This window comes from Bacillus cereus group sp. N14 (assembly GCF_016483555.1).
GTDB classification, from domain to species: domain Bacteria; phylum Bacillota; class Bacilli; order Bacillales; family Bacillaceae_G; genus Bacillus_A; species Bacillus_A wiedmannii.
Map to the genome: position 1 here is coordinate 68,499 of NZ_JAEHBQ010000009.1, position 23,900 is coordinate 92,398.

Consider the following 23,900-nt stretch of genomic DNA (forward strand, 5'->3'; position numbering starts at 1 on the left):
ATATTACCCGCTTTTTCCAAAGAAAAAAACGCTTTACCTTAAAGCGCCCCATAACGTTCATTTTTTCTCTTTTACTTGGTAAGAACAACTACAATCGCCCTCACACATGTTTGCTAACGTCTTTACATCTGCTCCTGCAAATAAACGATTATACATCTCTTTTTCATCTTCGCATACTTGCGGGAATCTCTCTGCAATTTCTTTTAACGGACAGTTTTGTTTTTCAATTACGAAAGAGTTCTCTCCATCTCTCTTTATTTGAACCATATAACCATTTTTCTCTTGCATAGCTGCTATCTCTTGCACTTTATATGCTAAATTCTTTTGATTACTCACTCGCTTTTGCAACTGTTCTTCCATTCGCTTCGTTCTCTCTGTTAAAACGTAACGAAGTATCTTTTCATCACCCATTCGAGCTAAATCTTCTAGCATATCAATCGCAAATTGCTTATACTCCTTCGGGAATGTATCTTCTCCCTTTTCACTTAATCCATATAAATAAGTTGGTCTTCCGACATGTTGTCTTACCATCTTAGAATAAATGAAACCATCTTTCTCAAGATTACTTAAATGTCTTCGGATCGCCATTTCTGTAATCTCTAAAACGTCAGCTAGTTCCGCTACTGTGTGCTCTCCCTTAACTTTCAACAATTGTACAATTTCATCTTTCGTCGTACGTGCTTCCCCCATGCTTAACCCTTCTCCCTTTTCTTTCTCACATACAATATAAGATCCCCAAAAGGCAGTCCCGGGGATCTTATAAGCATAATTATTCTGGTACAAATGCAGATACAGGTCCTAATTCCTTCTCTAAATAACTGCGAATATTTGCTGGGTATTTCTCTACCACTGCAATATGTTTTTGAATCGTCTTATATAATTCATCATGATTCATTTGAATATAATCTTGCGTAAGCATTTTTCGAAGAAGGATAATTTCTTTCATTCCTTGTCCTTCTTCTGCACTTATCACTCGCTCGTCCATCAAAATATCGATAATATCTTCATAACTTCCTGGATCGCGCATAATAAATCCATCAATCATCGCATTCCCTACATCTAATACACAATCAATAATGAGATGAGCTATGCGTTCTAATGCGTAAAATTCAAACTCGGTTTCATATATCTTTTTCTCTTGAAATGTACTTGTTGCTCGTTCTAAACATACTAGCATTTGTTCTATTTTCTTTCTGTCTACAAAATACATGAATGTCACCTACCTGGAAATTAAAGCATTTACATTTTAATTGTAACGCTTTCTTCTGAAAAAATCGACAATTTTTCGAATTCACCTTTTCTCCGTTATTTGTTATAGTTATATTTGTATGATTTTTGAAATTGGAGGAATGGAATCTTGGAACGTGAACTCGCACTAGAAATTGTCCGTGTAACAGAAGCAGCAGCATTAGCATCCGCACAGTGGATGGGCCGCGGAAAGAAAAACGAAGCAGATGATGCAGCAACTACAGCAATGCGTGATATGTTTGATTCAGTAAACATGGCAGGTACAGTTGTAATTGGTGAAGGAGAACTTGATGAAGCACCGATGTTGTATATTGGTGAAGAACTAGGAACAGGTAACGGTCCAGAAGTAGACATCGCCGTTGATCCATTAGAAGGTACAAACATCGTTGCAAAAGGTCTTGCAAATGCAATGGCAGTTATCGCAATCGCAGATAAAGGAAAACTTCTTCATGCTCCTGATATGTACATGGAAAAAATCGCGGTTGGTCCAAAAGCAGCTGGTAAAATTAGCTTAGATGATCCAATTGAAAAAACAATTGAAATTGTAGCAGAAGCTAACAATAAAAAGATTCGCGATCTAACAGTTATCGTGCAAGAACGTGAACGTCATCAAGATATTATTGACCGTGTTCGTGCAAAAGGTGCACGCGTAAAATTGTTTGGTGATGGTGATGTTGGTGCGTCAATCGCAACAGCACTACCTGGAACGGGTATTGATTTATTCGTAGGTATTGGCGGAGCTCCAGAAGGTGTTATTTCTGCAGCAGCATTAAAATGCCTTGAAGGTGAAATGCAAGCTCGCTTAGTTCCAATGAACGAAGAAGAAGAAGCTCGTTGTCGTGAAATGGGATTAGAAGATCCTCGTCAACTTCTTATGTTAGATGACTTAGTATCTGGGGATGATGCAATCTTCTCAGCAACTGGTGTATCTGCTGGTGAGTTATTAGACGGTGTTAAATTCCTTGGCGGAGATTTAGCTGAAACATATTCTATCGTTATGCGTTACAAAACAAGAACGGTACGATTCATTAAAACGCATCACCATTTAGATCATAAACCACACTTAAACTTAGATATTTAATAAAGGAGCCATGTGTATGGAAGAACGTTTCTTTCTGTACGACGATACAGTCGCTACAAGAACTCGTTTCGTTAGCTTTATGGGAGAAAATGAGCGTCATGATTTAGCGCTTTTATACTCCGATCGTCATTACGGTAAAACAATTGTCCTTGATATACAGCGCAATAGATTTGCAATCATCGGTCCTGACGATTTAAACGAACCAGGCTACTTAGAGCATGCATTTTCTATGACTGAAGAAATTGCAGAAGAATTACGCTCATTTTTATTTGAACTTATATAATTTATCGTAGGCACCAGCTATTTTAGCTGGTGTTTTTTCGCTTTAAGTATTTTGAATTTTCTATCTTATATGTTATAATTAAGAATAAATCTATTTGGATAGAAAGGACGTTATCTACGTATGCCGACATTTACTTTGTAATGGACCAGCAATTGGATAGCATTACTCTCAAAAAAGCACCATGCTTTTTCAAGGGAGTAGTCTGCCCATTCCCATTACAAAGGAACGTAACGCATCTGTAGTATGATGTTTACGGAGGTTCCTCTTTGGGGAACCTCCTTTTATTTTTGTCTATTTCTCATGCCTTCATACTACAAGACATCCAAATAGCTGTATTACGTTTCTTTGCCACTACTATAAGAGGTGAAGGAAAATGCAAAAAGTACAACTTTCTTGGAGTTTATATGAAAATGAACAAGGTACAATTGAAAAGTATTGTAAAAATTGCAGACGCACTACCTTATTTACTGACACGAATATTCGTAGGCATAACGCCAACGGAAAAAATATATATCGTTTTGCCATTTATAAATGTCCGAAAGATCATACGTGGAACCAAAAACTTCGTATTTATAAATCATTTACTGATCACGTTGAAACAGTCGACATGACGAAGCAAGATCAAACAGAAACAACTACTACCATTTCCATTACACATCATAAAGAAGGTGGCGTAGCTGAAATCACAATCGTATTAGATATCGTTTTCGGTTCCCACCGAATCGATAAAGCTTTATCCACATATATTTCCGACTGGAGCCGTACACTCATTGTGGATAAAATTAAAAATGGGGATATTCAATTGAACGGACAACAAATGAAACCAAATGCAATACTTTCTGAAGGCGATCATATCTCGATTTGTTTATAATGCAAAAAATCCTCTTACAATCGTAAGAGGATTTTTTTATTTCTTCACTTTTCGTAATACGAAGTGTGCACAACCGAAGTTACAGTACTCGTATAAATACTCCGTTAACGTACTAATTTTCGTATCATATGTCGAACGTTGATTACTATCATCAAAGAAACCGCGCAATCTAAGTTGCTCATAACCCCAGTCCCCAACGATATAATCATATTTATTTAAAATTTCTGCATAACGCTCTTTAAATGCTTCTTCACTAAAACCGTCACGAAAGTTTTTAATTACTTCGTACTGCACATTATTAATGCTCACCGTAGCATGCATCTCTTGCTCTTGCTTTTGCTCCATCATTAACTTCCTCTCTAAGCATTCTTCTTTTTATCGTATCACAAAGCATACCAACCAACAATTTCAAATACAAAAAATTGAAAATTAGTGCATGCTATGGAGAAGGAGGTGATACATCGTGAAAAAACAAATTATACTCTCTCTCCTCACTCTTTCCTTATTCGCAGGCTGTCAATCATCTAATAAAGCCGAAATGGAACGTGAAGAAGGAAGTCGTGTTCTTGTTTCCAATAAAAACGACATGTATCATACGGAAAATACAAATACAAGATTAACGAGAGTCGGTTATTCATCTAAACAAAAACATGAAGTATCTAACAAACAAGTAGGAGCCATTAACCGTGAGAAAGTCGCTGAAATGATTACAAGCATGACAGTCAAACTTCCTGACGTTACAAACGCTGCTACGCTCGTTACCGATGATGAAGTATTTGTTGTATACCGTGCAAACACAACGGATCCAAAACTCGTAGCGGATCAAGTATATAAAGCTGCTTTGTCCATCGTCCCTCGCTATTATAAAGCATATGTATCAACAGACCAAAAGTTGATTTCTCAAATTCAAGGCCTTCAATCTGGCGCTTTAAATGATACAGAATATACACAGAGCCTCGACATGTTAAAACGGGAAATGAGTAAAAATCCTCATTTGAACAATACGGGCGATCAGACTTTGAATGATATGATAAAAAAATAAAGAAGGTGGAGAAAACCTCCACCTTCTTTATTTTTGACTATTTCTTACGATCCGCATAAACCGCCATCGCATCACACATAAACTGCGCTAACCCTTCACCAAACTTATCGATATTTTTCGTGAAGCGCTCATCTGCGACGTACATTTGACCGAGTCCTTTAAAAGCATCTAATGAATACTCTCCGAAGTTTTGCAAGTAATCGTACCATACTCCAATTGCTTCTTGTGCCTCTTTAGAATCTGGTGCGCCGTGTCTAAGGGCCGCTAAATTTCTGTAAATAGTATTAAACTCTTCTTGATTATCTTTTGACATACCTTTCGCGTATTCATTCGCTTTATCTACAGCTGCGTCTCCCCATCGTTCACGCGCTTCTTCTTCGTACGGATTATAGCTGAAATCAAAGCCTTCAAATTTCTCTTTATTCGTCATTTCAATCTCTCCTTTTGTATGCTGAATTGTTTTATCAATCGTCGCAATCACCTTATCTAATCTGGCACGCTTTTCAAGAAGCATTTTCTTATGAAGCTGTAGTGCTTCTTCGTGGTCAAATGATGGACTTATAATAATTTCTTTAATTTTCTTCAAAGGGAAGCCTAGTTCTTTAAAAAATAAAATTTGCTGCAATGTCTCTAAATTTTCATTGGAATACAGACGATATCCAGACTCTGTCGTCTCGTCTGGGGTTAATAACCCAATTTCATTGTAATGATGCAGTGTGCGCACACTAATTCCAACTAAATTAGCTACTTCTTTTACCTTCATTGTCATGTGTATCTCCCCCTTAGTACATACGATAAAGTATGACGCAACGTTAGAGTCAATAAGTAAATTCATTTTTTTTTTTAAGTTTCATCTCCACTATATTTCATGCATAATAGATATGTACATATATTAGAAAGCGGTGAAAGTATGGTTTCAAGTACGGTAATTGCCAGTATCACAATTCAACTTGTGATTTCGATTCTGGTACCTATTATTGCGTTTGTTTATTTCCGTAAAAAATATAATATTAATTGGAAAGTAGTCGGCGTTGGTGTTCTTATCTTTATTGGATTTACCCAAATTCTCGAAACACCGTTCCACCTATTTATGCGTGGTAATCCAGCAATCGCTCCATTTTTAGAAAATCCTTTTATCTTTGCAATTTATGGCGGACTAACTGCTGGTATTTTTGAAGAATTAGGACGCTTCGTTGCCTTCTTCTTCCTACTAAAAAAATATCTAGAATATAAAGATGGCTTCGCTTATGGAATTGGTCACGGCGGGATTGAATCCATTTTAGTTGGCGGATTCTCTGCATTGCAGACACTTATATTCGCTAATGCTATTAACAATGGTAGCTTCGCTCAAATGGCAGAAAAACTACCACAATTAAATCTTGTAAAGGATATGTTAATAGAACAACCTGCTTATTTATACTTCCTTGGCAGCTTGGAAAGAATTATGGCTCTTGTATTGCAAATTTCCTTTACAATGCTTGTCTTATACGCAGTAAAACAGAAGAAATATATCTTCCTTGTTTACGCTATATTATTCCACGCATTTGTAGACTTTTTCGCGGCACTTTATCAAACAAAAACAATTAACATCTTTGTTGCAGAAGGAATTACCCTTCTCTTCACAATTGGTGCTGTCATTCTTATTCGTAAAATGAAAGAGAAATTAATGAGTGTACCGGAATAAAAAATAACCCACCAACTGGTGGGTTATTTTTTACCACGATTTTCGCAATGATGATAACTCTCGCCCTCTTGCAGCTCCCTCTTCGTTTCTGCATCTATAACAATGTACTTATGAAACTCTTCTGCTTCATTTTGAAAAAAGGACGCGAAAAAATAAACTTGGCGATCAGGGTGAATAAAAGAATCTTGGAACACCACACTACTCCGACAACCCACAGCTGTTTTTTGTAAGAAAGAAAATTCTTCATCAGGCACTTCTTTAAATGAGATTTTTTTTCGAACGCTATATGCTGCATTTTTATATTCTTTATACACCTTTTTATCTAACTGTTCATAAAACACATCCTCACTCACAAACGATTTATTTCGATTGCTTGGATAATTTAATTTTTGATTGGATTCTGCATATGTTGTGGACAAGTGTATAAAAAAACAAAGACCGAATATAATACATATCATTTTTTTCATCATTACACCTCAAATATTCATTTATCCACATTACTTTTCCACATATTTAAATCAATATGCCGTTTCCAATAAAAAGGAATTCCCCCCACATTTGTCGAAGTATATAGCGTCAACTTGAAAGATGGGGATGAATTATGAAGAAATTGATTGTAATACGACATTGTTCAGCAACTGGACAAGAACGTGATGCCGAATTAACGATTGCAGGAAAAAATCAAGCAAACACTCTTGCTACATTCCTCTTAGAAAACCAATCACAAATAGATCATATTATTTCAAGCCCATTTGTGCGAGCTATCGATTCAATTCGGCCCTATGCGCTTCAAGCTAACTTGTCTATCCAAGAAGATGAACGATTAGCTGAACGCATATTAAGCGACGTTCCAATGGATGATTGGTTGCAAAAACTAGAATCTACTTTTACAAATATAGATATTGCCTTTTCAGGCGGAGAGTCAACAAAACAAGCGACGGATCGTGCTATATCACTTATCCAAGACGTTTTAAAGTTAAAACATACTACAACACTACTTGTTACACACGGCAACTTACTCACGCTCATTTTAAAGCACTTTGATCATACGATCGGCTTTATTGAATGGAGAGCTTTAACGAATCCTGATATTTACGAAATTACACTCGATAAACAATGTATCCTAAAACGATTATGGGAAGCACCGTCCAAGTAATATCTCTTTCCAACACATTCAGTTGACGCCACGAGAAGAAACTGTACTAACAATAGAAAGGGGTATCACTCCATATGTACGAAGATGTACTTGCTTTACTACATAAAACAAATGCTTCTTACGAAAAGTTTGAACACGAACCAGTACTCGATTATGAAACAGATCGTATCGTACGTGAAAGACTTGGCTTACACGGCACTCCAAGTAAAAGCTTATTTTTAAAATCAAAGTCTGGAGATTATTACGTATTTTTTACGTTAGAGGGTACAAGGCTCAACCGAGGAGAGATGAAAGAAATAACAGGAGAAAGCTTATCTCTCTGTTCTCCTGATGAGCTAAGAGAAGAAACAGGCTGTACTCCAGGATGTGTAGCTCCTTTCGGTTATTCACAAAATGTAACGATTATTGTGGATATTGCTATTTATGCTTACGATAAAATTTTAATTACACCTGGTGTACCTGAATTTACAATTGAATTATCCACAGAGGAATTAAAGAAAATCTTATTAACATGCCCAAATACTGTTTTAGAATATAAACAAAAAGAGAGCTAATGATTAGCTCTCTTTTTTCATTATTTTGCTTCTGCTGTTTTTTCTTTTGCAGAACGAACCTGCTCGTCCGCATGGTAAGAAGAACGCACAAGTGGGCCAGCTTCACAGTGGCTAAAGCCTTTGCTAAGTGCAATTTCTTTAAGCTCTGCAAATTCTGCTGGTGGGTAATATTTAAGAACTGGTAAATGCTTCTTAGATGGCTGTAGGTATTGTCCAAGAGTTAAAATATCCACATTGTTTGCACGTAAGTCATCCATCGCTTCAATTAAATCTTCTCTCGTTTCACCTAAGCCCACCATAATGCTCGATTTAGTTGGAATATCAGGCTGCATTTCTTTTGCTCGACGTAAAAACTCTAATGAACGATCATATTTTGCTCTAGCGCGAACTCGGTCAGATAATCGACGTACTGTTTCAATGTTATGGTTTAAAATATCTGGTTTTGCATCCATTAACATTTTTAAGTTTTCTTCTACTCCACCCATATCAGATGGTAATACTTCGATTGACGTAAATGGATTTTTACGACGTACAGCGCGTACTGTTTCAGCAAAAACAGCTGCTCCTCCGTCCTTTAAATCATCACGTGCAACCGCTGTTATAACAACGTGCTTTAAGCCCATTTGTACTACAGAATCTGCTACGCGTTCTGGCTCTTGTAAATCAAGCTCAGTTGGTAAGCCTGTTTTAACCGCACAAAAACGACAAGCACGTGTACAAACCGCACCTAAAATCATAAATGTTGCTGTTTTCCTTACAGCCCAGCATTCATGAATATTCGGACATTTCGCTTCTTCACAAACTGTATGAAGATTCTTAGAACGCATCATTTTCTTTAAGCCTGTATAGTTTTCATTCGTGTTTAACTTAATTTTCAACCATTCGGGCTTGCGCTTATATTCTGTTTGTTTTGTCATGGTTATCAACTCCGCACAATATGAAATAGTTTACCGTGTTCGCTTCTTTCAATGTAACATATCTATTCTAACGTATGAAAGCGATTTGCTCAAATGAAGATTCTAAGATTTTTTCCAATCGTTCCCTATAATGAAATACTCCGTATATCCCACACTAAAAAGAGTGATGTTGTGAAAGGAGTCTATTTCATGCTTCGAAAAATTTCTCTTTTGCTTTCAATTTGCTTTCTTCTCCACCAAAACATCGCTTACGGTGAAGATAATCAGCAAAGCATATACGAAAAGCGCATGGCACTATATAAAGAAACCGAGCAATCTTCAGGCATTCCGTGGTATTACTTAGCTGCAATGGATCAGTATGAAAGAAATATACGGAGCGTAAGAAAAGATATTCCGAAAAAACCAGATGCCATTATTTCCCTTTATTTCAAACCAGAAATATGGGCTGGACCTGTTAATGGTAACGATACGCTTCCCCATACAATTTCTCTATTTTGCGGGATTGGTTTAGATGGTGACAAAGATGGATTTGCAAATGCAAATAACGACCGTGATCTTTTGCATACAGCAGCAACAATTTTAAAGAAACAAGGAACATCAGAAGAACGTATTAAAATCATGCTCTGGGAATATTATAGACGTGCAAAAACAGTTGATTTAATTACCGAATACGCCCAAATTTATAAACATTATGGACGTATTAATTTAGAAGGAAATGCTTTCCCTCTTCCGATTCGTAGTGACCATAGCTACCGTAGTACTTTCGGCGCTGGAAGAAGTTTTGGAGGAAGAAGAGTTCATGAAGGAACCGATATTTTTGCAGGCTATGGCGTACCAGTAAGATCTACTTGCTATGGCATCATTGAAACAAAGGGCTGGAACCGCCTTGGTGGATGGCGCATCGGCATTCGTGACCTTCATAACAATTATCATTATTACGCTCACTTAGGCGGGTTCTCAAAAGAAATACAGCTCGGACAAATTGTCGAGCCTGGAAAAGTAATCGGATTTGTTGGTAGCACCGGTTACGGCCCTCCCGGCACAGCTGGAAAATTCCCGCCCCACCTACATTTCGGTATGTATAAAGACAACGGTTATACAGAATGGGCTTTCGATCCATACATGCATTTAAGTCTTTGGGAGCGAAAAGAACGCGCCAATACAAAACGATAACCGTAGCACATTGCTACGGTTATTTTTTATGTGCTGATGCTGCTAACTATCCGTTTTCTTTTTATCAGGTACAACAACACTCCCACTTCCATAATAAGTAGGAACTTCCCCTTGAACAATGCGCGTTGCAATCGGAACATCTTGTTTTACTTTTATTTCTTTCGTATGAAATGGAATAATCACTTGTAACGTGACTTCCATCTCCATAATAATTTGAATTGCTGTCGTATTGATCCCGTGCGGTTCAATTTTTTGTTTAATATCCGTATTCACATGACCAATCGTCGTGAAATCAATTGGAATGTCGGGACCTATATTCCCAAGAAGCGCATTATCCGTTACGCGACCAAAAGGAACTGCCATCGTTGCCCCATTTTTTTCAGAAATACCTAGCCCTTTCAGATTACCTTGTTCTACTTGCTGTAAATATTTTTCTATGTACATGGTCGTTGACGTTACGATTTCATTTACTTGCTTCGTATTTAAATTAATTGTGGATACTTTCCCGTTTTTATCATTTTGTACTTTCATTAACGAATCGACATCGAACCCTTCATTAATTCTATCTTTTACCGCCTTCGTCATAACCGCTGTCGCCATTTTATGCGTCTCTACTTCTCCATATTTAAGTAATGTCGGCTGAATGCTGCTGTTCACAATCCATAATCCTTGCACGAGTAATATGACAAAAAGAATAAACGACATAAGCAGTATGTGCCGAAAGGAAATAGGTCCCCTTCGAAACCGCGAATTTTTCGAACGAAATATGCTCATAAAAAACCCTCCTTCTTATATCATTTCTATGCAAGAAGGAGGGACGATATATGCTTATCTCATTTTTAATAACGCTTCTTTTCCGATTGTGCCCGCCGTAATACCTAAAGCTTCGGCTTCAATCGTTACTGATTCTAGCGGCGCTTCAAGAAGTTGTTCAATCGTTCTTACACCAACCGCACGGCCAGCAATAATTCCTCGATCACCTAACTTCTCATTTAAAAGACCTACATCTAATGCACCGCACATAATATATCCTTTATCGCTCATTACAGCTAGCAAATTTGTCTTTGGAAGTTTGACGCTAACCGCAATAAACGTATAATTATCGATTATAATTGGCTCCACATTAACCATAGTCCACACTCCTCTCTTTCTTATCTGTATGACAAGAGAAAAATGAGTGTTACAAGTTAACTAGCCTATAGTTTGACGGAAGATGTATGAGTTATCAACACGTCTGTTAACACATCTCTGAGTAACTCTGGCATATAATATTGTTTGTCAGAAAGTGTGGATAGCTCTGGGTATAAGTATCCGAATGTAAACATATCAATCGTTCCTACTGTATATATACGATCTAATTCCAGCGATTCCCCGTTAATCAATACATCTTCCAGTAAAATTTTATTCCCAGGAATCATATCTGGAATGACTTCGACACCAGCGTAAATCATTTTCCCCATCACTTTCCCACGAAATCCGAATCCTTTTACCTCAAGGTTCTCCATATTCGGGCGACGTGCTTTCAAAATAACTTCTCTTAACGTTTTCCCCGGCACTTTTAATAAACATGGATTAATTGGATGTGGACAAATTCTATGAATATCTCCGCGCGTCACAACACCTTCATTTAATCCCTCTAATAGCACACCAGCGTTCACCATTCCAATTTCTGCACCGCACCACGTTTTCAGCGCATTTGCTAACATATGCGAAAATGCCGTCTCATGAAACCAATCGACTGGTAATGATTCCTTTAAATGAACGATAGGCTCTGCCATAATCTGTTTACTTTCTTCCTGCAGCAATTCAATTGTGGATAACGGTTTGCTATAAGCACCTAAACGTTCTGTCTTAATCGCTCTACCGTCCTTTTTCAACAGCTTCTTCGTCTCTTTATCCACAGTAAGCTGAACGTGCCCAACGTAACGTCCCCACTTTTCACAACAACAAAGTAAAGTATTATTCATAAGAATGCCACGCTCAAATAAATGGTGCGTATGTGCACCTAAAATAACATCTATATCATAATGCTCTGCCATATACTCATCCATGCTTTTCCCAAGATGAGAAAGGACAACCGTAATATGAGCCTCATCTCGCACTTCTTCTAAAATAGACTCTAAATGGATAAGCGGATCCTCAATATGCCAATCGAGCATATGATAAAACTCTGGATAAGCTACCGTTAACCCGATAAAGGCAATCGTAATCCCATCTGTCGTTGTATGTAATTTATAAGGCTTTGCCCACGCTGGACGTACCCCTTCTTTTTCAAATAAATTCGCAACGAGCACCTCAAATCCAGCATCATCATATAGACGATTCAAATGCTCCTTCGCTAACGTAATTCCTTCATTATTTCCGATCGTTACATAATCATATAACGCCTCATTCAAAAGCTTCGTATTGCCCAGTCCATTCGTCGCTTCCGAAATGCTATGAAAACGATCCACATGATCGCCGATATCAACCGTCAAAACGGTCTCTCCCGCTTCCTGTCTTCGCTTTTTCTCCCCTTGTACAAACCGAGAAATTTGCGGCCAATTTTCAAAATGACTATGTATATCGTTTGTATGATAAAGGTGGATGATTGTTTCTTTATTTATATTCAGAGAAAAAACCTCCTCTCAGTTCCTTACTGCCATTTACGCTACGCGTACGCAATAATCCTGTAAATACTTTTCGTCTTTTCTTGCTATTTTACATTGTACTCGCATTATAAGAAAAAGCAAAAGATTGTCCTTTTTGATAAGAAAACTTTTTCTAGTGTGTGGAAGGGTTTTAGATGATTGAACGGGGGATTTGGTTGGGGTTCGGGGGATTTGTCAAAAAGTTTAACAGAGAGTTCGGTAGGTGGGGCTTCAATTGGATTTTCCAGTGGGTTTGTCAATATCTTTTCCATACCACTAGTCAGTCTCTTTTCCTACAACATGTTGTGGGGTATATACGGAATTTCTTTTGTCTTACTTTGTCGATAAGTCGATATCCCTTGTCGAAACGTCGATATATTGCAATAATCGCCGATATATTCCGAGTTATGGTCGATTTATTTGAATAATCGCTGATATATTTAGCTGAACACCCGCCTGGGTATCCCAGCCTGAACTGAACTGACCTAAACTGAATCGCCCCCAGCACAACACAAAAAAGCGCCCTGCATAGCAGGGCGCTTTCTTCATACATATATTATCCAGTTCCAGCGGCTAGAATGTTCGGTGGCTTCACTTCTTCCTATGAGGCAAAAAGCGCCTCTACGTCAGAAGCTCCATCCCCCTCACATTCTGAACGAGCCGCTTCCACTTTAAATATTAACCAATAGAACCTTCCATCTCAAACTTGATTAGGCGGTTCATTTCAACTGCGTATTCCATTGGAAGTTCGCGAGTGAATGGCTCGATGAAGCCCATTACGATCATTTCTGTAGCTTCTTGCTCAGAAATACCGCGGCTCATTAGGTAGAATAATTGTTCTTCTGATACTTTCGATACTTTCGCTTCGTGTTCAAGTGAAACGTAATCGTTTTTGATTTCGTTGTAAGGAATTGTATCAGATGTAGATTGGTTATCCATAATTAACGTGTCACACTCGATGTTAGAGCGAGAGTTTTTCGCTTTTGGTCCGAATTGTACGATACCACGGTAAGTTACTTTACCACCATGCTTCGCAATCGATTTAGAAACGATTGTTGAAGACGTGTTTGGTGCTAAGTGAATCATTTTCGCACCAGCATCTTGGTGTTGGCCTTTACCAGCAATCGCGATAGATAATGTTAAACCACGAGCGCCTTCGCCTTTTAAGATAACTGCTGGGTATTTCATCGTTAATTTAGATCCGATGTTACCGTCAATCCATTCCATCGTTGCGTTTTCTTCACAAACCGCACGTTTTGTAACTAGGTTGTATACGTTGTTCGCCCAGTTTTGGATTGTAGTGTAACGGCAATAAGCATCTTTCTTAATGATGATTTCTACTACCGCACTGTGAAGTGAGTTAGTCGTGTAAACAGGTGCTGTACAACCTTCTACGTAGTGTACGTGTGCGCCTTCGTCTACGATAATAAGCGTACGCTCGAATTGTCCCATATTTTCAGAGTTAATACGGAAATACGCTTGAAGTGGTGTATCCACTTTAATACCTTTTGGAACGTAGATGAATGATCCACCAGACCAAACTGCAGAGTTTAATGCAGAGAATTTGTTGTCTGTTGGTGGGATTACTTTTCCGAAATGCTCACGGAAAATATCTTCGTTCTCTTTTAATGCGCTATCTGTATCTTTGAAGACGATTCCTAGAGCTTCTAGGTCTTCTTTCATGTTGTGGTATACAACTTCAGATTCGTACTGTGCAGATACACCAGCTAAATATTTTTGCTCCGCTTCAGGAATACCTAATTTATCAAATGTCGCTTTAATTTCCTCAGGTACTTCATCCCAAGACTTCTCAGATTTCTCAGATGGTTTTACGTAGTACGTAATTTCATCGAAATCTAAGTCGTTTAAGTCGCCGCCCCATTGTGGCATTGGCATTTCATAGAACTTATCCAGTGATTTTAAACGGAAGTCTAACATCCACTGTGGTTCTTCTTTCATACGTGAAATCTCTTCAACGATTTCTTTTGTTAAACCGCGTCCAGCACGGAAAATCGAAACGTCTTTGTCTTTGAAACCATATTTATAATCGCCGATATCTGGCAGTTGCTTCGCCATGTTGGTGTGTCCCTCCTTAGATAACCTCGTTTTTAGGAACCTTTAACATTACTTATCTTCGTTTAAGCCCTTTTCTAACGCTTTCCACGCTAATGTTGCACATTTAATACGTGCAGGGAACTTGCATACGCCTTGTAATGCTTCAATATCTCCTAAATCAATGCTGTCATCGTACTCTTTTCCTAGCATCATGTCAGAGAAAATTTTAGAAAGCTGAAGTGCCTCTTCAATTTTCTTACCTTTTACTGCTTGTGTCATCATCGAAGCTGAAGACATTGAGATAGAACACCCTTCTCCTTCAAACTTCGCTTCTTGTACAATACCTTCTTCTACTTTCATCGTAAGTTGAATACGATCGCCGCAAGTTGGATTGTTCAAGTTAACAGTAACACTATCTTCTAACACGCCATTGTTACGAGGATTCTTATAATGATCCATAATAACTTGACGGTATAACGTATCTAAATTATTAAATGACATTTGTGAAATACTCCTTTGTCTTGATTAGTGATTCAACAAATGTATCAATTTCTTCTTTTGTATTATATAAATAGAAGCTCGCACGTGCTGTAGAAGAAGCTTTCAGCCACTTCATAAGCGGTTGTGCACAGTGGTGTCCTGCGCGAACCGCAATGCCTTCTACATCTAATACAGTTGCTACATCATGAGGATGTACGTCTTCAATATTAAATGTAACAAGACCAGCGCGATGCTTTGGACCATAAATTGTAACGCCATCTACTTCTGATAGTCTTTCTAAAGCATATTGCGCTAATTCATGTTCATGCTTTTCAATATTATGAAGACCGATTTCTTCTAGGAAATCAATTGCCGCACCAAGTCCGATTGCATTACCGATAATCGGTGTACCTGCTTCAAACTTCCACGGAAGCTCTTTCCAAGTAGATTCTTGTAAATCTACGAAATCAATCATTTCACCGCCAAATTCAATTGGCTCCATATTGTTCAGCAATTCTTTTTTACCATATAATACGCCGATACCTGTAGGTCCGCACATCTTATGAGCAGATAATGCGTAGAAATCACAGTTTAAATCTTGTACATCCACTTTCATATGAGGTGCACTTTGTGCTCCATCAACGACCATGATTGCACCGTTTTCATGTGCGATTGCTCCGATTTCTTTTACAGGGTTAATCGTTCCAAGTACGTTTGATACTTGCATAATAGAAACGATTTTTGTATTCGGTGTAACTGTTTGACGAACATCTTCTAAAGAAATTGTACCGTCTGGTTGAAGCGGAAGGTATTTTAAAGTTGCACCAGTTTTCTTCGCAACTTGTTGCCACGGAATGATGTTACTATGATGTTCCATGTAAGAAATAACGATTTCATCGCCTTCTTTTACATTTTCAAGACCATAGCTAGCCGCTACTGTATTTAATGCAGTTGTCGTTCCGCGCGTGAAAATAATCTCTTCCATTGATTTCGCGTTAATAAACTTGCGAACTTTCTCGCGTGCACCTTCATACGCGTCGGTAGCTTTCGTACCGAGCGTATGAACACCGCGATGCACGTTAGAATTATATTCTTTATAGTAACGTTCTAACGTTTCAATGACTTGAATTGGTTTTTGAGAAGTTGCTGCACTATCGAAATATACAAGTTGTTTGCCGTTCACTTTTTGATCAAGAATTGGAAACTGTTTGCGTATTTCATGAATATTCATTAGCGAACTTTCCTTTCAATTACCTCAACAAGCTGTGCTTTTACTCCTTCAATTGGAAGCTCATTTACTACAGGTGCTAAGAATCCATGGATGACTAAACGTTCTGCTTCGCGTTTTGGAATACCACGGCTCATCAAGTAGTATAATTGGTACGGATCTACGCGGCCTACTGAAGCTGCGTGACCTGCCATTACATCATCTTCGTCGATTAAAAGAATTGGGTTTGCATCACCGCGAGCTTTTTCATCTAACATAAGAACGCGAGAAGATTGTTGTGCATTTGATTTAGATGCACCGTGTTCAATCTTACCAATTCCGTTAAAGATAGATGTTGCACTATCTTTTTGTACACCGTGTTTTAAAATCCAACCTTCAGAGTGTTTACCGAAGTGAACAACTTTAGTTGTAAAGTTTTGTGTTTGGTTACCGCGACCAATTGTTACTGTTTTCGTATCAGCATATGATCCGTCGCCCATTAAGTTCGTAACGTTCTCTGAAATTGTGTTTCCGTCATTCATAAGGCCTAGAGCCCAATCAATGCGGCCGTCGCGTCCAACAACACCGCGGCGGTTAACGTAAGTTGTTACGTCTTTTGCTAATAGATCAACCGCACCAAATTTCACTTGTGCGCCTTGTTCCACGATTACTTCTGCTACGATATTTGCAATACCTTTAGCATTTTCATTTGCAACGTAGTTTTCTACATAAGTTGCAGTACTGTTCGCATCTGCTACGAATAATACGTGGTTATATACGTTAGCTTCTTCGCCGTCTACTAAGAATACAGCTTGAAGTGGAGTTTCAAGAACAACGTTTTTCGGAACATATACAAATGCACCGCCGTTGATTAATGCAGCATGAAGTGCAGTTAAACGATGCTCGTCTACCTTCACGCCGTCTTTCATTAAATACTTTTGTAATAGTTCAGCATGCTCTGTTGCAGCTGTTACGATGTCTGTAAAAATAACACCTTTTTCTTTTGCTTCGTCTGCTAAAGAAACGAATGCAGTTGTACCAGTACGTTGTACTAATACGCTGTTATTTTCATCGATTAAGTTTTTCACTGCTTCTGGAAGCTCTGTTAAAGAACTTACAGGCTCTTGCTTAGCAGCGTCGCCTTTTCCGATAAAGTCCCATTTTTCAATTTTCGTTTTATCAGGCGTTGGCATTGGAAGTTCAGTTGCTTGTGCAAGAGCTTGTAAGCGGAACTCAGTCAACCAAGCAGCTTCGTTTACTTCGCTTGCGCGCTGACGGATTGTTTCTTGATCGAAAGGTAATGTACCGATTGTCATGTTTATGCTCCTCTCTTACGCTTCTTGCTCTGCTGTTTCGTCTTCAATACCTAATTCTTTTTTAATCCAGTCGTAACCTTCAGCTTCTAGACGTTGTGCAAGCTCAGGGCCACCAGATTTAACGATACGACCGTTCATCATAACGTGAACGAAGTCTGGAGTGATGTAGTTTAATAAACGTTGGTAATGCGTAATCATTAGGCAACCGAACTCTTCGCCGCGCATTTGGTTAATACCTTTAGATACAACTTTTAATGCATCGATATCAAGACCTGAGTCGATTTCATCTAAGATTGCGATTTTTGGCTCAATCATCATTAATTGAAGAATTTCGTTACGTTTTTTCTCTCCACCAGAGAAACCTTCGTTTAAGTAACGTTGTGCCATTTCTGGATCCATTTCTAGGAATTCCATGTTTTTATCTAAAGTACGGATAAATTTCATAAGAGAAATTTCATCGCCTTCTTCACGACGTGCGTTAATTGCAGAACGTAAGAAGTCAGCGTTTGTTACTCCGCTAATTTCACTTGGATATTGCATTGCTAGGAATAGACCGGCTTGTGCGCGCTCATCTACTTCCATTTCTAATACATCTTCACCGTCGATGATGATGCTACCTTCTGTTACTTCATACTTTGGGTGACCCATAATCGCAGAAGATAAAGTTGATTTACCTGTTCCGTTAGGTCCCATAATTGCGTGGATTTCTCCACCTTTTACTTCAAGGTTTACACCTTTTAAAATTTCTTTGCCATCAATTGATACGTGTAAGTCTTTAACCGTTAATGTAGAACCAGCCATCTCAATACCTCCATTAATCCTATATATACATTTTAAAAATTCCTAAAACGTTCATATTCTCATTTTATTCTCATTCTAATCTTATATCAAATAAAATGATATCGCAAACGACGAAAAAAAGTAACAATTTTTTCACAAATGTATATAAGTATTTCCCTTGCATCCTTATATGATACACCTTTCTTCTTATTTATATAAAGAAAAAAGGACTGGAAATTTCCCAGTCCTTTCCTTGTGTTTATTCACTTACCGGAAGTACAGCACCTTTATATTCTTTATTAATAAAGTCTTGAATTTCTTTTGAATGCAATACTTCTACTAATTCTTTAATTTCTTTTTTCTTCTCGTCACCTTTACGAACTGCAATAATATTTGCATACGGAGAGTCTGATCCTTCAATCGCAATTGCATCCTTTGTTGGATTTAACTTCGCATCAATTGCATAGTTTGAATTAATGAATAAAGCATCGCCTTCATTATTTTCATACAGCTTTGGTGACAATCCAGGCTCTACATCTGTTTTAAACTTTAAGTTTTTCGGATTTTCTACAACATCTTTTACTGTTGCTTTAACAACATCTACACCGTCTTTTAATTTAATAACGCCGCCTTTTTGTAACAATGCGAGCATACGGCCACGCTCCGCTACGTTATTACTCATAATAACTGTTCCGCCATCTGGCAATTCTTTTAAACTTTTATATTTCTTAGAATAAATGCCCATTGGCTCTAAATGGATTTTTCCTGCGTTTACAATTTTATATCCTTTTTCTTGAATTTCTTTATCTAAGTACGGAATGTGCTGGAAATAGTTTGCATCTAAATCCTTATCCGCTAACGATTTATTCGGCAACACATAATCTTGGAATTTTTTAATCTCTAATTTAATGCCCTTTTTCTCTAGTATCGGCTGTGCCTTTTCTAAAATAACAGCGTGCGGCACGTTAGAAGCTCCAACGACAAGTTTATTTTCATCTTTCCCCCCGCAAGCAGCTAATGTAAATACAGACAGCGCTGTAACAACTGACAGTAGAACCTTTTTCATATGATGTCCCCTTCTCCCCTATAGTTATGTAGTTAGAAAAAAGAGCCGGCATACACCAGCCCTTTTTCAGCAATTATTCTTTTACAGGAACAACCGCTCCTTTATATTCTTTATTAATAAAGTCTTCAATTTCTTTAGAGTGTAATACTTCTACAAGAGCTTTAATCTCTTTCTTATCTTTATCACCTTTACGAACAGCTACTATGTTTGCATACGGTGAATCATTTCCTTCAATGGCAATTGCATCTTTTTCTGGATTTAACTTCGCATCAATTGCATAGTTCGAGTTAATTAAAACAGCGTCGCCTTCTTTATTGTTATACACTTGTGGTAATAAACCAGGCTCGATATCCGTTTTAAACTTTAAGTTTTTCGGATTATCTGCAATATCTTTTGGAGTTGCTTTAACTGGATCTACTCCGTCTTTAATTTTTAAAATGCCTTCTTTTTGTAAAATTGCTAAACCACGTCCATGGTCAGCAACAGAATTACTCATAATAATTGTTGCACCGTCTGGAAGCTCTTTTAAGCTCTTATATTTTTGAGAATATACACCAATTGGCTCTAAATGAATTTTTCCTGCTACTTCAAAATCATATTTTTTATCTTTAATTTCTTTTTCTAAATACGGAATGTGCTGGAAGTAGTTTGCATCTAAATCCTTATCCGCTAACGATTTATTTGGCAACACGTAATCTTGGAACTTTTTCACTTCTAATTCAATTCCTTTTTTCTCAAGTAACGGTTTTGCCTTTTCTAAAATTTCAGCGTGCGGTACGTTAGAAGCCCCCACAACTAGTTTTTTTTCATCTTTATCTTTCCCGCCACAAGCAGCTAACCCAAAAATTGAAGTTGAAATAAGCGCTGTAAGTAATAATTTTTTCATTTGAAACATCCTCCCGTTTTTTATTATCGTTTATCTATTCGAGTCGTTACACTATCACCAATCCACTGAATGAAAAATACAACTAGTAATACACAAATTGTCGCAACGATTGTTACATCGTTATTTCCTCGCTGGAATCCTTCTAAATAAGCAAGTGTTCCAAGGCCACCAGCACCAACAACTCCCGCCATCGCTGTATAGCCTACTAAAGCAATTGTCGTAACCGTAATACCAGATACTAATGCTGGTAACGATTCTGGAATTAACACTTTCAAAATAATTGTGCTTGTTTTTGCTCCCATTGCTTTCGAAGCTTCAATTACACCTTTATCAATTTCACGAAGCGCAATTTCAACCATTCTCGCGTAAAATGGTGCCGCTCCAATAATTAAAGCTGGAAGTGCTGCACTCGCTCCAAGAATTGTTCCAAGCAGAATCTTTGTGAATGGGATTAATAAAATGATTAAAATGATGAACGGTATCGAGCGGAAAATGTTTACGAACGCTCCAATCCCCGTGTTAACCGCTTTGTTTTCCCATAAATTATCTTTCGCTGTCATAAAGAGTAACAATCCTAAAATTAGTCCTAATACAAATGTGGCAAGAGCTGCGATTGCCGTCATATATAACGTTTCACCAGTTGCTTCTAACATTTGATTCCAATCAACATTTGCGATTAACTTATCCATGTGCAATCACCTCCAGCTCTACTTGATCTTGATGTATTCCCTCTATTGCTTGCTGAATCGCTGTTTCCTCACCATTTAAATGAACAACTAAACTACCGTAAGAGCCGTTATTCGTTTGTGCGATGTTTCCTTGCAAAATGCTAACTTCTATATCACTGCGTTGCATTAATCTTTGAAGTACTGGTCTTTCTACAGCTTCACCGATAAACTGCAAACGAATTACTTTACCATCTGGATACTTTTCAATTAAACTTTCAATCGTTTCATTTGTATCTTCAGAATCCGTTAACTGCTGTACAAATCGCTTTGTAATGTCTTTCTGCGGATTGCGGAATACATCAAGTACTGGACCCGTTTCTACAATTTTCCCTTTCTCCATTACCGCCACTCGATTACAAATCTTTCGAATCACGTGCATCTCGTGTGTAATGAGTACAATTGTTAAACCGAGACGCTTATTAATATCTAATAATAAATCTAAAATTTGATCTGTCGTTTCTGGATCAAGAGCTGATGTCGCTTCATCACATAAAAGCACTTGTGGATTGTTAGCTAATGCTCTTGCAATACCAACGCGTTGCTTTTGTCCTCCGCTCAGCTGAGATGGATACGCGTCTCCTCTTCCTTCTAATCCAACAAGATGAATTAACTCATCCACTCGTTTTCTTCTCTTCGCCTTATCAACACCTGCAATTTCAAGTGGGAACTCGATATTTTCGCGTACAGTTCGTGACCAAAGTAAGTTGAAGTGCTGAAAAATCATTCCGATTTCTTGCCTTGCCTTACGAAGTTCACTCCCTGTAATTGCTGAAATCACACGATTTGCAATTGTAATTTGGCCAGAAGTTGGTTTCTCTAACTGATTGAATAATCTGATTAAAGAACTTTTCCCAGCGCCACTATATCCGATCACACCAAATATTTCACCTTTGTCTATTTTTAAATTGGCATTATCTACAGCAGTGACATCACCGCTTTTTGCTTTATATATTTTCTTTACATTTTCTAACAAGATCATGATGTTCACCCCTTTTTTTGTTTAAAAAGCGCAAGCGGCTCGTTTAGAACAAGAGGACGCCCGAATCCCTGACGTAGAGGCGCTTTTTGCCTCATAGGAAGGGATGAAACGACCGACTGTTCTAGCCGCTGAAGCTAGATTTTTGGTCGACTCCGCAATTTTTTATTTTTAATGCGTGTAGTCCACCGTTATCATTACTTTTATTATTTGAATGTCCTCCACATTCAAACAATAAAAAAACCTTTCCGCTTTAGAGAAGCAGAAAGGTTTATATGCGTATATAACAACATTATCCCTCTCTCTCATCTCTCAAAGCATTTGCTTTGCAGGAATTGGCACCATTTCAACATAAGTTGACGGTTGCCGGGCTTCACAGGGCACAGTCCCTCCACCTCTCTTGATAAGAGAAATCAGATTACATTTTCGTCTGATTTGTAATTTATGAAATTGTCTATATTTTATGAATTGAATTGTATCAATATCCACACACCATGTCAACAGAAATTTTCGCAAAAAATGAAACTTCAGAATTTTAAGCGCCTACTGACATCGGTTTACATATATGGAACATCGATTCAACTAGTAGCATCGTTCGATACGTTCCCGAATATTGTACACGTCCATCGTTCATTAGCATTTGCAATCGTACATTTCCGTTCACCAATTGTTGTACATCTTCCTCATCTACACAAACGATTTGCTCTGTTCCTCTTTCCTCATGTAGCAGCTCTATATAATCTCTTGAAATTTGTAACGAACAACTTTCATCTCCAAAGCGGAAATTAACAGTTTTTTCTCCTTGTCTTAAAAGCGGCTCTAAATGATATTGACCATTAGCGTAATTTACAAATGATTGCAGCAAAGAATATAATTTCACCCTAAATCACATCCTTCATATCACTTTCTATTACACATACCATTCCCTCTCACTAAAGAACAATCCTGTTACTTTCGCTCGACAAATACTGTAACCACCCTGCATCTCGACATATTTCCCGAGAAATATGTCGAGGCGGCAAAAACTTTGCCGCCTACTTTAATTCCGTATATAAATATTCAACCGAATGAAATGCATATATCTTCTTCATGAGTGTCCCATTTTCAAAAACAAGTAAACACGGTACACTTTCGATTCCATACTCTTTCGCTAAATGCGGAGCATAATTTAAATCTAACATTCCAATTTTCAAGTCTTCAATTGTCAGCTCAACGACTGTTAACATCTTTTTTGCTAATTGGCATGTTCCACACATTGGAGTATATACATATAACACTGTTTTTTCTTCATTCTCTATTAGGGCTGTTGCTTCGGCTCCTGTCCAGTCAATCACTTCTATCATTCCTTACCGTAAATATTCTGTATAGACGTCAATGTCAGCTCCCCATAATACATTTGCTAAGTGTGAAGATGGCGCAGTTGCCACTTCTCGGTACGAGCGATCAATATAAATATGCTCTGCTTGCGGAAATTCTTTTCGAAATTGCTTCCTTAACTTTTCTCCAGCATCATCAGCATCCACTAGTACATACACTTCCTTATCAAAAAACTGATCAATGAGCTCATCCATTTTCGATAAACCAATTGTACCATTTGTACAAACAATTTCCACCGGTTCACGAATAATAGATTCAATCTTTCTTCTATCTGATTTACCTTCTACAATAATGACTTTTTCTACATAAATCATATGTCATCACCCGATCACCATATACTATACAACCTTTAACTTAGTATATAGTATATTCGTTATTTTCATGTTGTTT

At 37.8% G+C, this 23,900-nt stretch carries 29 protein-coding genes and 1 riboswitch; of the genes, 8 read left to right on the forward strand and 21 right to left on the reverse strand.

Annotated features, from left to right (window positions below; translation table 11 throughout):
* Positions 1-57 precede the first annotated feature (57 nt).
* The gene (locus tag JDS82_RS14805; RefSeq protein ID WP_000503338.1) at positions 58-690 is read right to left on the reverse strand and encodes a helix-turn-helix transcriptional regulator; all 633 of its coding nucleotides are present in this window, start codon (positions 688-690) and stop codon (positions 58-60) included.
* 79 nt (positions 691-769) lie between these two features.
* Entirely contained in the window at positions 770-1,210 is a 441-nt protein-coding gene (locus tag JDS82_RS14810; RefSeq protein WP_000274003.1) for a DUF86 domain-containing protein, read from the reverse strand.
* A 147-nt stretch (positions 1,211-1,357) separates the two neighbouring features.
* On the opposite strand from JDS82_RS14810, the gene glpX reads away from it, so the two are divergent.
* The 3 genes from glpX to JDS82_RS14825 all read left to right on the forward strand — a co-directional run bounded on the left by glpX (position 1,358) and on the right by JDS82_RS14825 (position 3,483).
* Complete coding sequence (glpX, locus tag JDS82_RS14815) at positions 1,358-2,329, forward strand: class II fructose-bisphosphatase (RefSeq protein ID WP_199713512.1); 972 nt, start codon at positions 1,358-1,360, stop codon at positions 2,327-2,329.
* A gap of 16 nt (positions 2,330-2,345) precedes the next feature.
* Positions 2,346-2,612 carry a DUF3055 domain-containing protein gene (locus JDS82_RS14820; RefSeq protein WP_000392614.1) on the forward strand — a complete coding sequence of 89 codons (267 nt, stop codon included), beginning with the start codon at positions 2,346-2,348 and terminating at the stop codon, positions 2,610-2,612.
* A gap of 373 nt (positions 2,613-2,985) precedes the next feature.
* Complete coding sequence (locus tag JDS82_RS14825; protein WP_001174565.1) at positions 2,986-3,483, forward strand: hypothetical protein; 498 nt, start codon at positions 2,986-2,988, stop codon at positions 3,481-3,483.
* Positions 3,484-3,519: 36 nt separating this feature from the next.
* Here the strand turns inward: JDS82_RS14825 and JDS82_RS14830 are convergent, their stop codons facing one another.
* Positions 3,520-3,831 (reverse strand): YutD family protein, encoded by a 312-nt coding sequence (locus JDS82_RS14830; RefSeq protein ID WP_002008894.1) that lies wholly within the window; start codon positions 3,829-3,831, stop codon positions 3,520-3,522.
* A gap of 115 nt (positions 3,832-3,946) precedes the next feature.
* Here JDS82_RS14830 and JDS82_RS14835 point away from each other — a divergent pair, with 115 nt between their 5' ends.
* Positions 3,947-4,525, forward strand: a complete 579-nt coding sequence (locus JDS82_RS14835; protein ID WP_000744033.1) for a YhcN/YlaJ family sporulation lipoprotein — start codon at positions 3,947-3,949, stop codon at positions 4,523-4,525.
* 37 nt (positions 4,526-4,562) lie between these two features.
* Here the strand turns inward: JDS82_RS14835 and JDS82_RS14840 are convergent, their stop codons facing one another.
* On the reverse strand, positions 4,563-5,294 hold the full coding sequence (locus tag JDS82_RS14840; protein WP_199713513.1) for a MerR family transcriptional regulator: 732 nt from the start codon (positions 5,292-5,294) through the stop codon (positions 4,563-4,565).
* Between the two features lie 99 nt (positions 5,295-5,393).
* Here JDS82_RS14840 and JDS82_RS14845 point away from each other — a divergent pair, with 99 nt between their 5' ends.
* Entirely contained in the window at positions 5,394-6,209 is an 816-nt protein-coding gene (locus tag JDS82_RS14845; RefSeq protein ID WP_142950469.1) for a YhfC family intramembrane metalloprotease, read from the forward strand.
* Between the two features lie 23 nt (positions 6,210-6,232).
* Here JDS82_RS14845 and JDS82_RS14850 read toward each other — a convergent pair whose 3' ends face one another.
* Positions 6,233-6,676: a hypothetical protein gene (locus JDS82_RS14850; protein ID WP_000738174.1), complete on the reverse strand. Its 444-nt coding sequence runs from the start codon at positions 6,674-6,676 to the stop codon at positions 6,233-6,235.
* Between the two features lie 134 nt (positions 6,677-6,810).
* Here JDS82_RS14850 and JDS82_RS14855 point away from each other — a divergent pair, with 134 nt between their 5' ends.
* Both JDS82_RS14855 and JDS82_RS14860 read left to right on the forward strand, forming a co-directional pair.
* Entirely contained in the window at positions 6,811-7,365 is a 555-nt protein-coding gene (locus JDS82_RS14855; RefSeq protein ID WP_000734024.1) for a histidine phosphatase family protein, read from the forward strand.
* Between the two features lie 74 nt (positions 7,366-7,439).
* Positions 7,440-7,919, forward strand: a complete 480-nt coding sequence (locus JDS82_RS14860) for a YbaK/EbsC family protein (protein ID WP_000272727.1) — start codon at positions 7,440-7,442, stop codon at positions 7,917-7,919.
* Between the two features lie 20 nt (positions 7,920-7,939).
* Here the strand turns inward: JDS82_RS14860 and lipA are convergent, their stop codons facing one another.
* Positions 7,940-8,836, reverse strand: a complete 897-nt coding sequence (gene lipA / locus JDS82_RS14865) for a lipoyl synthase (RefSeq protein ID WP_000166369.1) — start codon at positions 8,834-8,836, stop codon at positions 7,940-7,942.
* A 189-nt stretch (positions 8,837-9,025) separates the two neighbouring features.
* On the opposite strand from lipA, the gene JDS82_RS14870 reads away from it, so the two are divergent.
* Entirely contained in the window at positions 9,026-10,009 is a 984-nt protein-coding gene (locus tag JDS82_RS14870) for a M23 family metallopeptidase (RefSeq protein ID WP_199713514.1), read from the forward strand.
* A 42-nt stretch (positions 10,010-10,051) separates the two neighbouring features.
* Here the strand turns inward: JDS82_RS14870 and yunB are convergent, their stop codons facing one another.
* From yunB to JDS82_RS14945, 15 genes are all read right to left on the reverse strand, one after another.
* Complete coding sequence (gene yunB, locus JDS82_RS14875; protein WP_097950949.1) at positions 10,052-10,783, reverse strand: sporulation protein YunB; 732 nt, start codon at positions 10,781-10,783, stop codon at positions 10,052-10,054.
* A gap of 54 nt (positions 10,784-10,837) precedes the next feature.
* Positions 10,838-11,140: a YunC family protein gene (locus JDS82_RS14880; RefSeq protein WP_000248463.1), complete on the reverse strand. Its 303-nt coding sequence runs from the start codon at positions 11,138-11,140 to the stop codon at positions 10,838-10,840.
* A gap of 65 nt (positions 11,141-11,205) precedes the next feature.
* Entirely contained in the window at positions 11,206-12,621 is a 1,416-nt protein-coding gene (locus JDS82_RS14885) for a bifunctional metallophosphatase/5'-nucleotidase (protein ID WP_206773435.1), read from the reverse strand.
* Between the two features lie 696 nt (positions 12,622-13,317).
* On the reverse strand, positions 13,318-14,715 hold the full coding sequence (gene sufB / locus JDS82_RS14890) for a Fe-S cluster assembly protein SufB (protein WP_001118829.1): 1,398 nt from the start codon (positions 14,713-14,715) through the stop codon (positions 13,318-13,320).
* Between the two features lie 48 nt (positions 14,716-14,763).
* Positions 14,764-15,195 (reverse strand): Fe-S cluster assembly sulfur transfer protein SufU, encoded by a 432-nt coding sequence (gene sufU / locus JDS82_RS14895; protein WP_000009525.1) that lies wholly within the window; start codon positions 15,193-15,195, stop codon positions 14,764-14,766.
* Complete coding sequence (gene sufS, locus JDS82_RS14900) at positions 15,185-16,405, reverse strand: cysteine desulfurase SufS (protein ID WP_087986018.1); 1,221 nt, start codon at positions 16,403-16,405, stop codon at positions 15,185-15,187. Before sufS ends, sufU begins: the two co-directional genes overlap by 11 nt.
* Complete coding sequence (gene sufD, locus JDS82_RS14905) at positions 16,405-17,697, reverse strand: Fe-S cluster assembly protein SufD (protein WP_000152177.1); 1,293 nt, start codon at positions 17,695-17,697, stop codon at positions 16,405-16,407. The genes sufS and sufD overlap by 1 nt, the downstream gene beginning before the upstream one ends.
* Before the next feature lie 15 nt (positions 17,698-17,712).
* Complete coding sequence (gene sufC / locus JDS82_RS14910; RefSeq protein WP_000929162.1) at positions 17,713-18,498, reverse strand: Fe-S cluster assembly ATPase SufC; 786 nt, start codon at positions 18,496-18,498, stop codon at positions 17,713-17,715.
* Between the two features lie 238 nt (positions 18,499-18,736).
* The gene (metQ, locus tag JDS82_RS14915; RefSeq protein ID WP_075312373.1) at positions 18,737-19,543 is read right to left on the reverse strand and encodes a methionine ABC transporter substrate-binding lipoprotein MetQ; all 807 of its coding nucleotides are present in this window, start codon (positions 19,541-19,543) and stop codon (positions 18,737-18,739) included.
* A gap of 73 nt (positions 19,544-19,616) precedes the next feature.
* Positions 19,617-20,429 carry a methionine ABC transporter substrate-binding lipoprotein MetQ gene (gene metQ, locus JDS82_RS14920; RefSeq protein WP_048561672.1) on the reverse strand — a complete coding sequence of 271 codons (813 nt, stop codon included), beginning with the start codon at positions 20,427-20,429 and terminating at the stop codon, positions 19,617-19,619.
* Between the two features lie 23 nt (positions 20,430-20,452).
* Complete coding sequence (locus tag JDS82_RS14925) at positions 20,453-21,118, reverse strand: methionine ABC transporter permease (RefSeq protein ID WP_142287541.1); 666 nt, start codon at positions 21,116-21,118, stop codon at positions 20,453-20,455.
* Positions 21,111-22,136 carry a methionine ABC transporter ATP-binding protein gene (locus tag JDS82_RS14930; protein WP_000601755.1) on the reverse strand — a complete coding sequence of 342 codons (1,026 nt, stop codon included), beginning with the start codon at positions 22,134-22,136 and terminating at the stop codon, positions 21,111-21,113. The genes JDS82_RS14925 and JDS82_RS14930 overlap by 8 nt, the downstream gene beginning before the upstream one ends.
* Before the next feature lie 299 nt (positions 22,137-22,435).
* Positions 22,436-22,543: riboswitch (SAM riboswitch) on the reverse strand.
* Positions 22,544-22,668: 125 nt separating this feature from the next.
* Positions 22,669-23,013, reverse strand: a complete 345-nt coding sequence (locus JDS82_RS14935; protein WP_199713515.1) for a hypothetical protein — start codon at positions 23,011-23,013, stop codon at positions 22,669-22,671.
* 154 nt (positions 23,014-23,167) lie between these two features.
* A complete protein-coding gene (locus JDS82_RS14940) occupies positions 23,168-23,476 on the reverse strand; it encodes a thioredoxin family protein (protein ID WP_081257791.1) in 309 nt (102 codons plus the stop codon).
* A 3-nt stretch (positions 23,477-23,479) separates the two neighbouring features.
* Positions 23,480-23,824 (reverse strand): toprim domain-containing protein, encoded by a 345-nt coding sequence (locus tag JDS82_RS14945; protein ID WP_000640866.1) that lies wholly within the window; start codon positions 23,822-23,824, stop codon positions 23,480-23,482.
* Positions 23,825-23,900: the final 76 nt, after the last annotated feature.

Coding starts and splice junctions, on each gene's coding strand:
- JDS82_RS14805 (WP_000503338.1), bottom strand. CDS start 690: ATGGGGGAAGCACGTACGACGAAAGATGAAATTGTACAATTGTTGAAA.
- JDS82_RS14810 (WP_000274003.1), bottom strand. CDS start 1,210: ATGTATTTTGTAGACAGAAAGAAAATAGAACAAATGCTAGTATGTTTA.
- JDS82_RS14820 (WP_000392614.1), top strand. CDS start 2,346: ATGGAAGAACGTTTCTTTCTGTACGACGATACAGTCGCTACAAGAACT.
- JDS82_RS14825 (WP_001174565.1), top strand. CDS start 2,986: ATGCAAAAAGTACAACTTTCTTGGAGTTTATATGAAAATGAACAAGGT.
- JDS82_RS14830 (WP_002008894.1), bottom strand. CDS start 3,831: ATGATGGAGCAAAAGCAAGAGCAAGAGATGCATGCTACGGTGAGCATT.
- JDS82_RS14840 (WP_199713513.1), bottom strand. CDS start 5,294: ATGACAATGAAGGTAAAAGAAGTAGCTAATTTAGTTGGAATTAGTGTG.
- JDS82_RS14845 (WP_142950469.1), top strand. CDS start 5,394: ATGCATAATAGATATGTACATATATTAGAAAGCGGTGAAAGTATGGTT.
- JDS82_RS14850 (WP_000738174.1), bottom strand. CDS start 6,676: ATGAAAAAAATGATATGTATTATATTCGGTCTTTGTTTTTTTATACAC.
- JDS82_RS14855 (WP_000734024.1), top strand. CDS start 6,811: ATGAAGAAATTGATTGTAATACGACATTGTTCAGCAACTGGACAAGAA.
- JDS82_RS14860 (WP_000272727.1), top strand. CDS start 7,440: ATGTACGAAGATGTACTTGCTTTACTACATAAAACAAATGCTTCTTAC.
- lipA (WP_000166369.1), bottom strand. CDS start 8,836: ATGACAAAACAAACAGAATATAAGCGCAAGCCCGAATGGTTGAAAATT.
- JDS82_RS14870 (WP_199713514.1), top strand. CDS start 9,026: ATGCTTCGAAAAATTTCTCTTTTGCTTTCAATTTGCTTTCTTCTCCAC.
- yunB (WP_097950949.1), bottom strand. CDS start 10,783: ATGAGCATATTTCGTTCGAAAAATTCGCGGTTTCGAAGGGGACCTATT.
- JDS82_RS14880 (WP_000248463.1), bottom strand. CDS start 11,140: ATGGTTAATGTGGAGCCAATTATAATCGATAATTATACGTTTATTGCG.
- sufB (WP_001118829.1), bottom strand. CDS start 14,715: ATGGCGAAGCAACTGCCAGATATCGGCGATTATAAATATGGTTTCAAA.
- sufU (WP_000009525.1), bottom strand. CDS start 15,195: ATGTCATTTAATAATTTAGATACGTTATACCGTCAAGTTATTATGGAT.
- sufS (WP_087986018.1), bottom strand. CDS start 16,405: ATGAATATTCATGAAATACGCAAACAGTTTCCAATTCTTGATCAAAAA.
- sufD (WP_000152177.1), bottom strand. CDS start 17,697: ATGACAATCGGTACATTACCTTTCGATCAAGAAACAATCCGTCAGCGC.
- sufC (WP_000929162.1), bottom strand. CDS start 18,498: ATGGCTGGTTCTACATTAACGGTTAAAGACTTACACGTATCAATTGAT.
- metQ (WP_075312373.1), bottom strand. CDS start 19,543: ATGAAAAAGGTTCTACTGTCAGTTGTTACAGCGCTGTCTGTATTTACA.
- metQ (WP_048561672.1), bottom strand. CDS start 20,429: ATGAAAAAATTATTACTTACAGCGCTTATTTCAACTTCAATTTTTGGG.
- JDS82_RS14925 (WP_142287541.1), bottom strand. CDS start 21,118: ATGGATAAGTTAATCGCAAATGTTGATTGGAATCAAATGTTAGAAGCA.
- JDS82_RS14930 (WP_000601755.1), bottom strand. CDS start 22,136: ATGATCTTGTTAGAAAATGTAAAGAAAATATATAAAGCAAAAAGCGGT.
- JDS82_RS14940 (WP_081257791.1), bottom strand. CDS start 23,476: ATGATAGAAGTGATTGACTGGACAGGAGCCGAAGCAACAGCCCTAATA.
- JDS82_RS14945 (WP_000640866.1), bottom strand. CDS start 23,824: ATGATTTATGTAGAAAAAGTCATTATTGTAGAAGGTAAATCAGATAGA.